Genomic DNA, 13,861 nt, shown 5'->3' with positions numbered 1-13,861 from the left:
AAGCTATGGATAAACCTGGCAAACAGGGCGGGGCCTAAGGGGTGAATGATGAATGCAGAGACGGTCGATGAGGATAGTCGCAGGACGCCTATACCCACCGTCATGGTGGTGGAAGACGAAGTTCTGATCCGGGTGATCATCGCCGAGTACCTGCGCGACTGTGGTTTTCTTGTCGTTGAAGCCTCCAACGGAGACCAGGCCCTCAGCCTTCTTGCCCACGCCGACAAGGAGTTCGACATCGTCTTCACCGATGTCCATATGCCGGGATCCACCAACGGTCTCCAACTGGCTCAGTGGATCGAGCGGGAGCGGCCGGAAATCGAAGTCATCCTTACATCCGGCCTGGCCCGCAAGGCGGATGCTGCAAAGGATCTCTGCGGCCATAGACAACTCGTTGAGAAGCCTTATGATTTATCGGATGTGGAGCAAAGGATCAGGCGTTTATTGAAACGCTAGTTTACGACCATGACAGGATTGACTTCCGATACCGAGGCGACTTCGGCCGCCCCACCGATCATCCTCCTCGTCCAGGACGAAGTTCTGATGCGGATGGCCATCGCCGATTATCTCCGGGAATGCGGTTACAAGGTTTTCGAGGCCAGCAATGCCCACGAAGCCATGGCCATACTGAAAGCCGGGGTGCAGCAGATCGAGGTTCTGTTCTCTGACATCACCATGCCGGGCGAGCTGAACGGCTTCGGCTTGGCGGCCTGGTCGCGTGAAAATTTTCCCTCTGTGAAGGTTATCCTCAGCTCGAGCGCTCAGCGCAGTGCCGATATCTCGGAGAACCTTTGCTCCGAGGAGAATGAGATGATCAGCAAGCCCTATGACGGCTCGTCTCTGGAGGCCCGCATTCGACGGATGCTCGGGCGCAAGCCTCGTCTCTCCGATCGGGAGTTCGAAGACAGCTGACCTTGCGCTCGCATCCAATCCTGTTCCGAGCGCCGACATCACCGAATAGCATTGCCGGATCCGCTGCAAACTGCATCATGGTGCAGTTGTGCGACAATAGGCATGTGCGGAAGGCTTGAATGGCGATTTTGCCTCGGAAGCGAGCTGGGTCGGCGTCGAGGACGTCCGCTGTCGCCGGCGCGGTGCGCAGCCTCCCTGCAATCATGCGCAGCGAGTATCTTTACCGGGCGGCCCGCAAGATCTCCGCGGACGGCGACCATGCAAGGGCGGCCGAGAAGCTGCAGTCGCATTTGCCTCGCCTGCGCGAACACGCCCACTGGCGCGCCTTCACCTTGCTGGGTCATTGCCATGCTGAGCTCGGTGACCTGCATGCGGCGCGAGATTTCTTCGCCGAAGCGGCAGCGCTCATCCTGACCGACCGAAAATTGTCGCACAGCTCCAAGAGCTACATGTCGCATTACATCGACAATCATTTTCACGACGAGCACGTCTTCCCGAAGGAGTTCAAATCGACCGCCTTCCTGTTGATTAACAAGGAGAAGCTGCCTCAGGACGTGGTTTCCGATTTTCCGGTGGAGCATGCGGAGATCCGCTCGCGCCTCGGCATGCGCATGAATGTCGGCCTGTATCGCAGCTTGCCCGACCAGGAGAGGACGGCTTTCGTGACCGGCATGGCGGACATGCTGTCCAATCTCTACCATTATGTCGGCGACGAGGATCGCGCCCTGTTTGGCCGCATGATCGCTCAGGAAGCCCCTTTGGATGGAACGGGTCTGCGCCAGGAGTTCGACGCGCATCTGGAGGCGGCCCAGCCGGCGGCCGACACCGGCACGGCCCGCTCCTTCGTAGAGATGCTGATGCACAAGCAGTTGCATCCGCGCCTGCACGGCGATGATCACCGAGGCCGGTAGAATTAGGCGAGACGCTCACTGCAGAGAGGCGTTTTCAGCGACGGTGAAAGCCGCAAGAGTGGCGAGCCGTGGGCTGCATCCAAATCCGCAGGAGAATTTTTCGCCCGCCTGTCGGTTTCGAGGCGCGTGGCCCGTCCTTAGGCAAGCAGATAGGAAAGGAGCTTTGTCATGGCATATGTCGATGGGTTCATTGTCCCGGTGCCGAAGGCCAATATCGAGGCCTATCGCGAGATGGCGCATAAGGCCGGCAAGATCTGGATGGAGCATGGGGCGCTCAGCTTCGTGGAATGTGTCGCCGACGACGTGCCCTATGGAGAGCTCACCTCCTTTCCGCGCGCCGTCCAGGTGAAGGAGGATGAGACGGTGTTCTTCTCCTGGATTACCTACGCCTCCCGCGAGGAGCGCGACCGCATCAATGCTTTGGTCATGGCCGATGAGCGTCTGATGGCCGAGATGCAGAACATGCCCATGGACGGCAAGCGCATCATCTTTGGCGGTTTCAAGCCCGTGGTGGAGCTCTAGACAGCAGCGGGACCACTCCTGGCGAGCGCCGAAATCGGAACCAAAACGGGCTCTCTGGAATACTTCAACAGAACGCTGTCCGGCCGATGGAGCTGGGCGTGCCAAATGAGGAGGTTTTCATGAGATCCCGTCTGTTGTCGAGTGTCGCTGCCGTATTGCTGCTGGGCACGACTGCCGCGTTTGCCCAATCCAACATGCCGGCCCAGGGCGGCGGCAATGCTGGCGCGACCGCCCAGAGCGGTGGCAGCAGCGGCGCGCAGGGGGGAGCTTCAACGCAAGGCGGTGCTTCTGCCCAAGGCGGCGCCCAGCAGATGCCAAACGCATCGGGCCAGGCGCAGACCGGCGGTGCGGCAGCTCAGGGCGGCACCACCCAGGGTCAGGGCGGCAATGCCACCATGCAGGGCCAGAGCGGACAACCCGGCAGTGACGGGACCCAGAGCGGCATGTCTCAGGATGGACAGGCCGGCGCCAAGCAGTCGGGTCAGGCCGCCGACGACATGACGAAGAAGAGGCAGGGCGCGGCCGAGGACGCCACGAAGTCGAAGCAGTCCGGCGCCGATGAGCAGGGTTCGCAGAAGAACGCGACCAAGGGCGAGCAGGATACGAAGAAGTCCTCCGCCGACGGCAGCAAGGGCGAATCCAAGAACAAGGAAGCCGCGCGCAGTGAGAAGCGCGATACTAAGATCACCACGAAAGAACGCACGGTGATCAAGGAGACCATCGTCAAGAATAGGGTCGAGCCCGTTCGCGACATCGACGTCTCGATCAATGTCGGCGTGGCGATCCCGCAGTCGATCCATCTTCACGCTCTGCCGCCGAGCATCATCGAAGTGGTGCCCGCCTATAGCGGCTACCAGTATTTCGTGCTCGCCGACGGCCGCATCGTGATCGTCGATCCCGGCAGCTTTGAGATCGTCTACATCATCGCCTGATATTTCAGGATCTCGCAGAAGGGTCGCTCCGCAAGGGGCGACCCTTTCTTTTTGGCCGTAACTAGCGATCGACCATCGCCAGGGCAGCCTCCGTATAGCGGGGCCCCGCGACGATGCTTGAAAGACGGTCCAGCCGACTAATGTCGGCCTCCGTCAGCTTCACGGAGATGGCCCCGACATTCTCTTCCAGATAAATCCGTCGTTTGGTGCCCGGGATCGGTACGATATCGTCCCCACGCTGCAGCAGCCAGGCGAGCGCGACCTGGCCGGGTTTGGCTCCGTGGGCCTCGGCGATCTCGCGGACCAGGGCTGCGATCTGCATGTTGGCGGCGAAGTTGTCGCCTTGCAGTCTCGGATCGTTGCGTGAGCGGAAATCGCTCTTGGGATAGTCTTCAGCGGGCTTGGACGTCCCTGTGAGGAAGCCGCGGCCGAGCGGGCTGAAGGGGACGAGCCCGATGCCGAGCTCGCGCAGGACGGGAATGACCCCGTCGTCGAGATTGCGCTCCCAGATCGAATACTCGCTTTGCAGGGCTGACACGGGCTGGACCGCATGGGACCGCCGGATCGTCCTTTCCCCCGCCTCCGACAGGCCGAAATAGCGGACCTTTCCGTCCGCAATCAGATCCTTGACGGTCCCGGCGACATCTTCCGGCGGCACCTTCGGATCGACCCTGTGCTGGTAGAGGAGATCGATATGATCGGTCTGCAGCCGCTTCAACGAAGCATCGACGACGGCCTTGATATGGTCTGGCCGGCTATCGGCGCCGACCGACTTGCCGCCCTCGTGCCGGAAGCCGAACTTGGTGGCGATGGTCACCGTGTCGCGCATCGGTTTCAGGGCGCGTCCCAGCAACTCCTCATTCAGATACGGCCCGTAGGTTTCCGCCGTATCGAAGAAGGTGCAGCCGAGCTCGACCGCCCGATGCAGGGTGGCGATGGATTCCGTTTCGTCCGCCGGTCCATAGGATCGGCTCATCCCCATGCAGCCGAGGCCGAGCGCGGAGACTTTAAGGCCCTGGCGGCCGAGCGTGCGTGTGGGAAGCATTCCAGAACCTCCTGGCTGAAGTCTTCGCCCTATATATAGGACGCGGAGATCCGGCTGCGAACCGTTCAGTTCCGATCGCAGGCGAGAAACAGGAACTCCCGCATGCAGGAGGCCGCAAGGAAGGCCGTCATGCCGCCGACATCATGGGGCGGGCTCACCGTATTGACGTCGAAGGACACGAAGCGCAGGCCGGCAAGCGAGCGGATGAGCGAAAGCCCCTCATAGGCCGTCAAGCCGCCCCAGGTCGGCGTGCAGACGCCCGGCGCGCAACTCGGGTCGAACACATCCATGTCGAAGCACAGATAGACCGGACGGCCGGCCAGGGTGGAATGGATCTCGGCGGTCACATCCTCCCAGCCCCGTTTGCGCACCACGTGATCGGGAATGACCCTATAGCCGAGCGTCTCCGCATGGCTCCACGCATCCTGCCGGTAGGTGGGACCGCGGGTGCCCACATGGAACGAGTGCTTCGTATCGACGAGCTTCTCTTCCGCGGCCCGGGTGAAGGTGGTGGCGGTGCTGTAGCGGATCCGGTCGATCCCGTCTTCCGGGAAACTGTCGGTATGGGCGTCGATATGTAGCACGACCAGGTCGGGATGCACCCGGTGCAGCGCGCGCAGTTGCGGCAGCGTCATGGCCCCATCCCCACCCATGGTGACGGGGACGACGCCCTCGGACGCGATGCCATAGACGGCCTGCTCGATGGCGGCGAAGGACTCCGCGATCGAGGACGGCACGACCTTCACATTGCCATAGTCCACCGCATTCAGCCGCTCGATCGGACTGAAGTCCTGGTCTGGCGGCTCGTAGGCGCGCACCAGAACCGATTGCTCCCGGATCGAGGCTGGTCCGAGCCGCGAGCCGATGCGTGCGGGATGGGTGCCGCTGTCATAGGGGATGCCGAGGATGGCGGCCCGGGCCTTCGAGAGGTCGCGCGACAGCGGCGCCCCCATGAAGGTTTGGATGCCGAAGGTCTCGCTCTCGTCGCCCGGAATCGTCATGCTGCTTCCCTCTCGCTCGGACCGTCCAACCCGAGCAGTCTCGCCTTCTGGCGGATCAGACCCAGGACCATGTCGATGGCCGGGGTCTCGACCCGGACGCTGCGGGCGAGTTCGGCCACAGCACCTATTATGGCGTCAATTTCGAGCCTTCGGCCAGCCTCGAGATCCTGCAGCATGGAGGTGCGGAACTTTCCGGCGAGCAGGGCCGTGGCCAGGCGCTTTTCGAGGCTCGTTTCGAAGACGATGCCCTGGGAGGCCGCAACGTCGCGCGCCTCCGTCATCATGGCGATGACGAGGGGGCGGGTTTCCCGCTCGATGATCTCATCCATGGTGGCGCCTGTGAGCGCGCTCAGGGGATTGAAGGCGAGATTGCCCCACAGCTTGAGCCAGATCTCCGTACGGATGCGGTCGCTGATACGGGCGCCGATCCCGGCCTCCGCCAGCGCCTCGATGATGGCGCCCAGCGCCGGGTCGCTGTGGCCGTCGGGACGGCCGAGAATGAAGGTGTTGTCGCTGACATGATGCGCTTCCCCCAGCCCGCTATTGCGCACATTGGCGTAGGTGACGCAGCCGATGGTCCGCTCCAGGGGCACGGCGGCGGCAATCCTCCCGCCCGGATCGAGGCTTTGGCTGCCGGTCTCGCCGAAATACCACCAGGGCAGCCCGTTCTGCACGAAGACTGCTTGCGTCGTCCCCTGCATCAGCGGCTGCAGGGTGGCGGCGATGTCCGGCACCGAATAGCCTTTGACGCAGACCAGCACCACATCTTGCGGGGCCAGCGCCTCTCCGCTCTCGGCGACCTGCGGGCGGAACGAGAAACCGTCGCCCTTGTCCGCAGTGAGCGTAACACCCTTCTCGCGAATGGCTGCGGCGCGGGCGCCCCGCGCGAGCACAGTGATCTCATGTCCCCGCCGGGCGAGATGGGCGGAGAGAAAAATGCCGATCGCGCCCGCGCCGATGATGCAGAATTTCATGAATGTCCCGATGAGGCTTGAAGTGTTGCGTAACGCCTGCCTCGTCCTTCGAGACCGCTGTCGGGCCTCTTCGGAAATGAGGTAAGCGACTGAAGATTCTGTCGATCAGCCGGAAGGTCGAGCCTCACTTTGAGGAGCAGCCGCAAGGCTGCCTCTCAAAGGTTCGGCTCGTCGACCTTACTGCGGCAGGTAGTCATTGGTGAAGATGTCTTCGGCCTTCACGGTCACTTTCAGGGCGCCGCCCTTCTCCAGGACCTCCTGCATGCCGGTCCAGTCCTCGGCCACCATGGCGCCCATGGGCTTGTCTTTGGTGTTCTTCGTGGTCAATCCGGGAAGCGAAGCCTGCCACTGGGTCATCAGGACGTCGCGGTTGCGCTCCTGCTGCGGCAGGATCTTGATGATGGCGTCGATCGCCTCTTTCGGATTGGCCTGAGCAAGCTTGATGGCCTCGACGGTCGCTTTCACGAACCCCTTCACGGCCTCTGGATTCTTCTCGAGGAACTCCTTGTTGGCGACCAGCCCCTGCGCCATGAAGCTGACGCCGAAATCCGAATAGAGGAAATGCGTCGTCTTCATGCCCAGCTTCTCGATCTGTGCCGGCTGGACGTTCACGTTGCCGGGGATCGCATCGGCCCGCCGCTGCAACAGGAGCGTATTCTTTGCGCCGGTCGCGGGGCTCAAGATGTTCACTTTCTTGATGTCACCACCATCCGCGGCCATCAGCGTGCCGAAGGCGACGCCGCTCGATTCCGAGGGAGCATAGGCGATGATCTTGCCCTCGAGTTCTTTGGGCGACTTGATGGGTGCATCCGCCGGCGAGATGACGCCCAGCATGTCGCTGACGATCCGCATGACGGCGACCACCGGCAGGCCCTGCTCGACGCCGAAGAGAAGGGTCGAGAAATCCACGAGCGCCATCTGGTCCTGGCCCTGCGCGACCATCTGCATGACGGTGGCTGAGCCTTGGCCTTCGGTGATGGTGACGTCGAGACCTTCCTTTTTGTAGAGGCCCTTGTCCAGCGCCAGGTAGAACGGCGCATGCACGCCGTAGATCGTCCAGTCGAGTTTGAAATTGATCTTCGTCTCGGCTTTGGCCGGGCTCGCAATGAGCGCAGCAGCGACAAAAGCCAGTGACAGAAGATGCGTGAATTTGCGCAACATGATCATCGCTCCCCAATTTTCCACAACGATGCTAGGCCCTCGCCTGTCGCCTCGCTCCCGCAGCCGACACTGGCCTTGACGGCTCGTTCTTCGGAAAGCGTATGGCCGCTGGTGTCGTCTATCGCGACGTGCCGCTCGGCCGGGCTGCAGGGGAAGTATCGATGGCTCCTAATGTGCCGTCCAATGACATTGTTGACTCAAATCATAACCTGGCGGTTATGGCCTCCGCCGGATGACTATCTCCGACCGGGGCGTGTCTCCGCCTGAGGCGTGGGGACATCTTAGTCGATATCCAGCCTCAGCGTGTCAGCAAAACCCCTCATCGCTTGCACGAAATCCTCAAGGAACCGCTGGGACAGCTGCGAGGCGGGACGGTAGATCGACTGGATGCAGAAGATCCTGAGCGGCACCAGGGGACGGAAGCGCCGGATGACCAGATCCGTCCGAGTGTCCCCGAGCATGACCGTGGGGTCGATCAGCGCGACCCCGATTCCTTGCGCCGCCATGGACTTGGCGGCAAAGGAATTGTTCGTCTCGAACTGATCCCTCGGCACCAGTCCCTCACGCAGGAAGGCTTCGCGAACGAGCTGGCTCGGAGGCGTGTTCTGCTCCCACAGAATGACCGCATGCCCATCGAGGATCTGAGGCGTGAGGACCGGCTCGCTGGCCAGGGGATGGTTCCGGTGCAGCACGCCCACCACCTCGAGTTCCGCCACGAGTTCGGCGGAAAGGCTCTTCTCCGGTCCCGGATGATTGTACATGAAGCCCAGATCGACCTGATGCAGGCCGATCTGCGTGAGCATGTTGCCGGAATTCTCCGACATGAGCAGGGTTCGGATATGCGGCCGTTCCCGGGCGAAGCGGGCCAGGGAGGTGGCGACGATGGAGCTCGCCAGCGCCGGGATGGCCGAGATGGCGATCTTCCCGTCCTGGCTGGAGCGCAGGCCCTCCATGCCGTCATTGAGGGCTTCGAGCTGGACGAACAGGCGCTCGATCTCGATCAGCAGCCGGGTGGCGTCGCCGCTCGGATAGAGCCGGCCGCGGATGCGCCGGAACAGACGCGCCCCAAGGCTGTCTTCGAGGCTCGCGATCGTCTTGCTCACGGCCGGCTGGGTGACGTTGAGCTGGCGGGCCGCCTCGGTCACGTTCTGGGTCTGCATGAGGATCCGGAACGTATGCAACTGGCGAAGATTGGGTAGGCGCATGGGCGAAGTGCTCCTGTCGCCCCTTTATAGCGTGATGGGGCGCCGCGCGGGAAAGAACAGCAACACGACCCCGAAGAGGTAGATCACGCCGATGCCGAGGAAGATCGCCCGGTACGCGCCATGATCATAGAGCAGTCCGAACAGGACCGGCGCGATGATGCCCCCGAGGCTCAGACCGGTGCTGACGATGGCGAAAGCCCGCGCATAGGTGCCCGGCGATGAAACCGAGCGCACGATGAGATCCCGGGACGGCAGCACCATCCCGTTCAGCAGCCCGGCCCCCACGGCGACGATGAGGATGAGGAACGGCGCCAGCGGAAACAATCCGCCGACCGTGAGCAGCACCGCGGAGCCTCCGAGCCCGATGGCAGCGACAAGGTCGTGACGCGGGGTCCGCCCGGCCACCATGCCCCCGATCAGCACCCCGATGGCCGTGGCAAAGAGATAGCCCGAAAGCGCGATATTGGCGAAATCCAGAGGAATGCCGTACAGCGCGTTCCAGGAAATGACCGCATAGCTCTGCACGCCCGTGCTGGCGGTGGCCAGCATGACCCAGATCAGTGTGTTCCGCAGGATTTCGCGCGACTTCAGCAGCGAGAGCGAGGACACATGCGGCGCCGGGGTTGAGGATTTCGCGGCATGCGCCCGCCTTGCCCGGGCAAACAGGCCCCGTTGGGCGAGGAGGCCGACGGCGACCGCGACGCCGAGCCCGCAGGAGGCCCAGAGCGCAGCTTTCCAACCCAGATGTTCGGCGATGTAGACGAGGCTGACCGGTGCGGCGGCAAAGCCGACGAAGCCGGAGAAGGTATGGATCGAAAAGGCGAGGCTCATCCTCGGGCCGGAGATCTGCTCCGAGAGGATGGCGTAGTCCACCGGATGATAGGCCGCATTCGCCAGGCCACCCACGGCGAAGGCGGCGAGCAGTGCCCAATAGGTCGGCACCAATGCGAAGAACGCGAACGAAGCAGCACCCAGCAGCAAGGCGGCGATCAACATCCAGAAGCGGTCGATCCTGTCACCAATGATGCCGGCCGGCGTCTGGAAGACGGTGGTGACCAGATTGAACAGCGACAGCGCGATGGCGAGTTGCGTGATGCCGATGCCGAGATCCCGGTTCAGGAACGGCATCAGCGGCGGCAGCACCAGGATGTAATAGTGGCTGACGAAATGGGCGGCGCTGATATTGCCGACGATACGCCACTCTCGCCTGCCCTCACTCACCTTGGTCTTTGTCTCTCTCGGTCGCTCGATGGCACGCATCGGAGCCAGATGTGGCTACGCAGGCTCAGGACTACGTTCCTACGGCATAGCATTCCCGCCGCGGATCGGCACCCCCCATCAGGAGACCATCAGGCATGCGTCGCACGGCGTTGACACCGCCCATGAGCCGCGACCAGCCGCCGACATGCTCCACGGTCCACCCCGCCGCTTCCAGTCGTGTGATCCAGGACTGCGGGCAGCGGTCCTCCACCAGGACGGTCCGCCCATCGTCATGGCGGATCCGCGGCCACTCGATCGCGGCCTGGATGTCGAGCCCCTCTTCGAAATGCCGCCGGATGACCTGCAGCAGCGATTGCGGCTGGCCGTGATCGCCAGGGGTGGAGATGGCGAGCTCGACACCCCCCTCCCCCGTCACCATGGCAGGACAGAGAGTGTGGAAAGGGCGATGCCCGGGCTTCAGGCCGCGCACTGGATCGTCGTCGAGTCGCTCCAGCATCGCGCGGTTATGCAGCACGAGCCCATGCTTGGGGACGGTCACGCAGGAGCCGAAGGCCTCGAACAGAGACTGCACCCAGGAGACGGCGTTCCCCTGCTCGTCGACGACGACAAGGGTCGAGGTATCGCCGCCGCCGGAGAGATTGACGGGATCCTGTGTGCTTCGGTGCAGGGCAGCGAGGCTTTCCGCCGTCAGGATGTCCGCGGGCAAGGCGACCCGACGGGGATCGGCACAATAGGCGTCCCGGATGCGGAAGGCGGTGAGCTTGCGCTCCAGATGGGCGACGGGATCGATGAACCCGTCCTCCGCCGCGTCCTGCTCCTGGTTGGCGAGACCGAGCATGGCGAGAAGGGAGATGCCTTGGGAATTGGGTGGCGCCACATGCACCCGATGGCCCTGCCAGTCGATGGCCAGCGGCGCATCGAACAGCGTCTCATGGCGGGAAAGGTCGCCGCCATCCAGCAGCACGCCGGCCGCACGCGCGTCTTTGATCCAGTCATCCGCAAGCGCCCCCTCATAGAAGGCGCTCCAGCCCTTCTCCGCCAGGATGCGCAGGGTTGCAGCCGCCTGCGGCTGGCGCAGTCGCGCCCCCAGACGAGCGCTGCCATGCGCGAGGAACATGGTGGCCAGCGCCGGAAAATCGGCGACGAGAGCTGCATAGTCGGGGCCGTTGAAGAAGCGGGTGGAGGTCGAATCCAGCGGCACCCCGTTTTCCGCCAAGGCAATGGCCGGCGCCAGGATCTCGGCCAGGCTCATGGTGCCGAAGCGCTCCAGCGACTGGCCCCAGGCCGCAACCACGCCAGGCACCGAGACCGCCAGCGGCCCCCGGCGCGGGATGGTGGAATGCCCCAGGGCCTGGAAGGCCTCCACGGTGGCGGCCGCAGCCGTCGCACCCGACCCGTTGATCGCGGTCACCCGCCCTTCGGCGTCTGACCACAGGGCGATGGCGTCCCCACCGATGCCGTTCATGAAGGGAATGGCGATCGCCAGCGTGGTGGCTGCGGCGATCGCGGCGTCCATGGCGTTGCCGCCGGCGCGCAGAATCGCAGCCCCCGCTTCGGCGGCGCGCGGATGACCGGCGACCACGAGCCCGTGTTCGCTCATGACGATGGGACGATGGGCGGCGAGCAGCGAAGGACTTTGGGCGGGGGGCATGTTCACTCCACGAAGCTTGCCGCATTCATGAGCGTGCGGACTTTTTCTGAGGCGGTATAGAAGGCGGGCTCTTTCATCACGGAGAAGTCCCGCGGCCGAGGAATGTCGACGGGCACGATTTCCTGGATGCGGCCTGGACGCGGCGTCATCACCACGACCCGGTCGGCGAGCATGACCGCCTCGGTAATCGAATGGGTGATGAGCAGCACCGTTTTCGGCGCCTGCATCCAGATCCGCTGCAGCTCGAGATTCATCTGCTCCCGGGTCAAGGCGTCGAGCGCGCCGAAGGGCTCGTCCATGAGCAGCAGCGACGGAGCGGTGACGAGGGCGCGGCAGAGGGCAACACGCTGTTGCATGCCGCCTGACAGCTCATAGGGCTTCTTGTCGGCGAAGCCGTCCAGGCCCACGAGCTTCAGGAGCTGGTCGACATCGGCACGCTGCGACGCTGGTCCACTCTGGATGTCCAGCGGCAGCTCGACATTCTGCCTTACGCTGCGCCACGGCAGCAGGACGGGCGTCTGGAACACGATTCCGGTGCCAGGTCCGGGGCCTTCGACCTGTTCGCCACCGACCAGGACGGCTCCCGAACTGGCCGGCAGCAAACCGGCGACGAGACGCAGCAGGGTGGATTTTCCGCAGCCAGAGGCGCCGACCACGGCGACGAATTCGCAGGGCGAGACGCTGAGATTGATGTCCTCGAGCGCATCGACGGGCCCGGTCCGGGTGTGAAAGCGCTTGGCGACAGCTTGCAGCTCGATGGATTGTGTCATCGCTCAGGCCGCTCCCGCCCCGCCATGCAGGCGGATCACATTGTGCCAGGGGATGACGGCTCGCTCGATGAACTCCACGGCGTAATAGAGGACGACACCGATCACCATGAGCGCGGCGAGGACGGCGAACAGCAATGTCGTATCCAGACTGGCATTGGCCTGCAGCAGGAGGTAGCCGAGGCCTTCCGAGGCGCCGACCCATTCGGCGATGACGGCACCGACCACGGCGAAGGCGACGGACACCTTGAGGCCGGCGAAGATGTTGGGCAGCGACAGCGGCAGCCGGAAATACCAGAAGGTCTGCATCTTACTGGAGCGCAGCGACTGGGCGAGTTCAATTACCTCGCGCTCGACCGAGCGCAGCCCGACGATGGTCGAGATCACGATGGGAAAGAAGGCGACCAGGAAGGTGACGAGGAGCTTCGGCAGGATGCCGAGGCCGAACCACACGACGATGAGTGGCGCGAGCGCGACCTTGGGAAAAGTCTGGCTGAGGATGAGCCAGGGCATGATCGCCTTTTCCAGCGTGCGCCAGGTGACCAGCATGATCGACAGCGGGATACCGATGGCGATGGACAGGAAGAAGCCTCCCAGGGTGACATAGGTCGTCACCCAGCTGTGATAGAGGAGGAAGCCGAAATCCTCGTAGATCCGCTGCAGCACGGCCTCCGGCCGCGGCAGCAGATAAGGGGGGATGTCGAAGATGTCGATGGCCGCATACCAGCCGGCGATCATGAGCACCAGGGCGGCCAGGGGATAGGCGGCTGATTTCACCGCCTCCATCAGGTCAGCCCCCGAAAGCTTTGGCGCGCACAGGCGTCATGCACCATGGTGACGAGATGGGTGAAGTCGAACACCGGCAGCCCGATCCGCGCCTGAATCGCGGCCGCGTAAGGCGGCAGCAGCGAGCATTCGAGCAGCAGGGCGCCCACATCGGGATGCTCAGCCAGGAGCCGGCAGGCGACGTCGACGGTTTCGGCCTCCGCAAGGTCGAAATCGAGGCTCGGCCGGTCGTCCCAGGCGGTGGCGGCGAATTCGGCGCAGCCCTCCATGCCGATGATCGCCACCGGCTGTGTGATCCCGGCCCCGTCCAGATGGGCTTGGGTGAGGCTGCGGGCCTCGGCCGTGATGATGCCGAGACGCTTGGACGGCTTCAGCATGCGCGAGATCATCGGCGCCAGCATGAGCGAGGATGCAAAGACGGGAACGTCGACGGCCTCCGTCAGATGCCGCTGGAACAGGGCGGCGAAGCCGCAGGACGTGGTGACGGCGCGACAGCCCTGCGCCTCGAGCAGCCGAGCCCCGTCCAGCCACGGCGCAATCGCCTCCTGAAAGGCCGAACTGCCGGGATCCATGGCCCCGAGGTCGCGCACCGTGCGGCTGCCCGAAAAGCCCTTGACCACATGATGGATGACCGGGAACGGGAAACTCGCGGCGTTGCCGATGGCCCCCGGCGGGCGGGGAAAGGAGCCCTCGATCACGAGGATTCCGATCGCATGCCCATAAATGTTGTGGCCGCCGCGCAAGACGCGACGGGACGCCGTCGCCTTCATGGC

The 13,861-nt window shown here is 63.7% G+C and carries 15 protein-coding genes; 5 read left to right on the top strand and 10 right to left on the bottom strand.

What is annotated here, in order from left to right:
* Positions 1 to 45: 45 nt before the first annotated feature.
* The 5 genes from FKM97_RS06225 (at position 46) to FKM97_RS06205 (ending at position 3,277) form a co-directional block, all read left to right on the top strand.
* Positions 46 to 456, top strand: a complete 411-nt coding sequence (locus tag FKM97_RS06225) for a response regulator (RefSeq protein ID WP_144291512.1) — start codon at positions 46 to 48, stop codon at positions 454 to 456.
* Positions 457 to 465: 9 nt separating this feature from the next.
* Positions 466 to 912, top strand: a complete 447-nt coding sequence (locus FKM97_RS06220) for a response regulator (protein ID WP_144291511.1) — start codon at positions 466 to 468, stop codon at positions 910 to 912.
* A 119-nt stretch (positions 913 to 1,031) separates the two neighbouring features.
* On the top strand, positions 1,032 to 1,823 hold the full coding sequence (locus FKM97_RS06215; protein ID WP_144291510.1) for a hypothetical protein: 792 nt from the start codon (positions 1,032 to 1,034) through the stop codon (positions 1,821 to 1,823).
* A gap of 168 nt (positions 1,824 to 1,991) precedes the next feature.
* Positions 1,992 to 2,345: a DUF1428 domain-containing protein gene (locus FKM97_RS06210; protein ID WP_144291509.1), complete on the top strand. Its 354-nt coding sequence runs from the start codon at positions 1,992 to 1,994 to the stop codon at positions 2,343 to 2,345.
* A gap of 119 nt (positions 2,346 to 2,464) precedes the next feature.
* Entirely contained in the window at positions 2,465 to 3,277 is an 813-nt protein-coding gene (locus FKM97_RS06205; protein WP_144291508.1) for a DUF1236 domain-containing protein, read from the top strand.
* A 61-nt stretch (positions 3,278 to 3,338) separates the two neighbouring features.
* Here the strand turns inward: FKM97_RS06205 and FKM97_RS06200 are convergent, their stop codons facing one another.
* From FKM97_RS06200 to FKM97_RS06155, 10 genes are all read right to left on the bottom strand, one after another.
* Positions 3,339 to 4,322, bottom strand: coding sequence for an aldo/keto reductase (locus tag FKM97_RS06200; RefSeq protein ID WP_144291507.1), 984 nt, complete (start codon positions 4,320 to 4,322; stop codon positions 3,339 to 3,341).
* A gap of 65 nt (positions 4,323 to 4,387) precedes the next feature.
* Positions 4,388 to 5,323, bottom strand: a complete 936-nt coding sequence (locus tag FKM97_RS06195; protein ID WP_205014766.1) for an agmatinase — start codon at positions 5,321 to 5,323, stop codon at positions 4,388 to 4,390.
* A complete protein-coding gene (locus tag FKM97_RS06190; RefSeq protein ID WP_144291506.1) occupies positions 5,320 to 6,297 on the bottom strand; it encodes a ketopantoate reductase family protein in 978 nt (325 codons plus the stop codon). Before FKM97_RS06190 ends, FKM97_RS06195 begins: the two co-directional genes overlap by 4 nt.
* 177 nt (positions 6,298 to 6,474) lie before the next feature.
* Entirely contained in the window at positions 6,475 to 7,458 is a 984-nt protein-coding gene (locus tag FKM97_RS06185; RefSeq protein ID WP_170240779.1) for an ABC transporter substrate-binding protein, read from the bottom strand.
* Positions 7,459 to 7,739: 281 nt separating this feature from the next.
* Positions 7,740 to 8,663, bottom strand: a complete 924-nt coding sequence (locus FKM97_RS06180; RefSeq protein ID WP_144291504.1) for a LysR substrate-binding domain-containing protein — start codon at positions 8,661 to 8,663, stop codon at positions 7,740 to 7,742.
* A 24-nt stretch (positions 8,664 to 8,687) separates the two neighbouring features.
* On the bottom strand, positions 8,688 to 9,884 hold the full coding sequence (locus FKM97_RS06175) for an MFS transporter (RefSeq protein WP_170240778.1): 1,197 nt from the start codon (positions 9,882 to 9,884) through the stop codon (positions 8,688 to 8,690).
* A gap of 70 nt (positions 9,885 to 9,954) precedes the next feature.
* Positions 9,955 to 11,535 carry a gamma-glutamyltransferase family protein gene (locus tag FKM97_RS06170; protein ID WP_144291502.1) on the bottom strand — a complete coding sequence of 527 codons (1,581 nt, stop codon included), beginning with the start codon at positions 11,533 to 11,535 and terminating at the stop codon, positions 9,955 to 9,957.
* A 2-nt stretch (positions 11,536 to 11,537) separates the two neighbouring features.
* A complete protein-coding gene (locus FKM97_RS06165) occupies positions 11,538 to 12,305 on the bottom strand; it encodes an ABC transporter ATP-binding protein (protein WP_144291501.1) in 768 nt (255 codons plus the stop codon).
* A gap of 3 nt (positions 12,306 to 12,308) precedes the next feature.
* The gene (locus FKM97_RS06160; protein ID WP_246104954.1) at positions 12,309 to 13,088 is read right to left on the bottom strand and encodes an ABC transporter permease; all 780 of its coding nucleotides are present in this window, start codon (positions 13,086 to 13,088) and stop codon (positions 12,309 to 12,311) included.
* Positions 13,088 to 13,858 carry an aspartate/glutamate racemase family protein gene (locus tag FKM97_RS06155; RefSeq protein WP_144291499.1) on the bottom strand — a complete coding sequence of 257 codons (771 nt, stop codon included), beginning with the start codon at positions 13,856 to 13,858 and terminating at the stop codon, positions 13,088 to 13,090. The genes FKM97_RS06160 and FKM97_RS06155 overlap by 1 nt, the downstream gene beginning before the upstream one ends.
* Positions 13,859 to 13,861 lie beyond the last annotated feature (3 nt).

Origin of the sequence: Rhodoligotrophos appendicifer (genome assembly GCF_007474605.1) — a bacterium.
GTDB lineage: Bacteria > Pseudomonadota > Alphaproteobacteria > Rhizobiales > Im1 > Rhodoligotrophos > Rhodoligotrophos appendicifer.
This window is presented reverse-complemented; position numbering and strand designations above follow the sequence as displayed.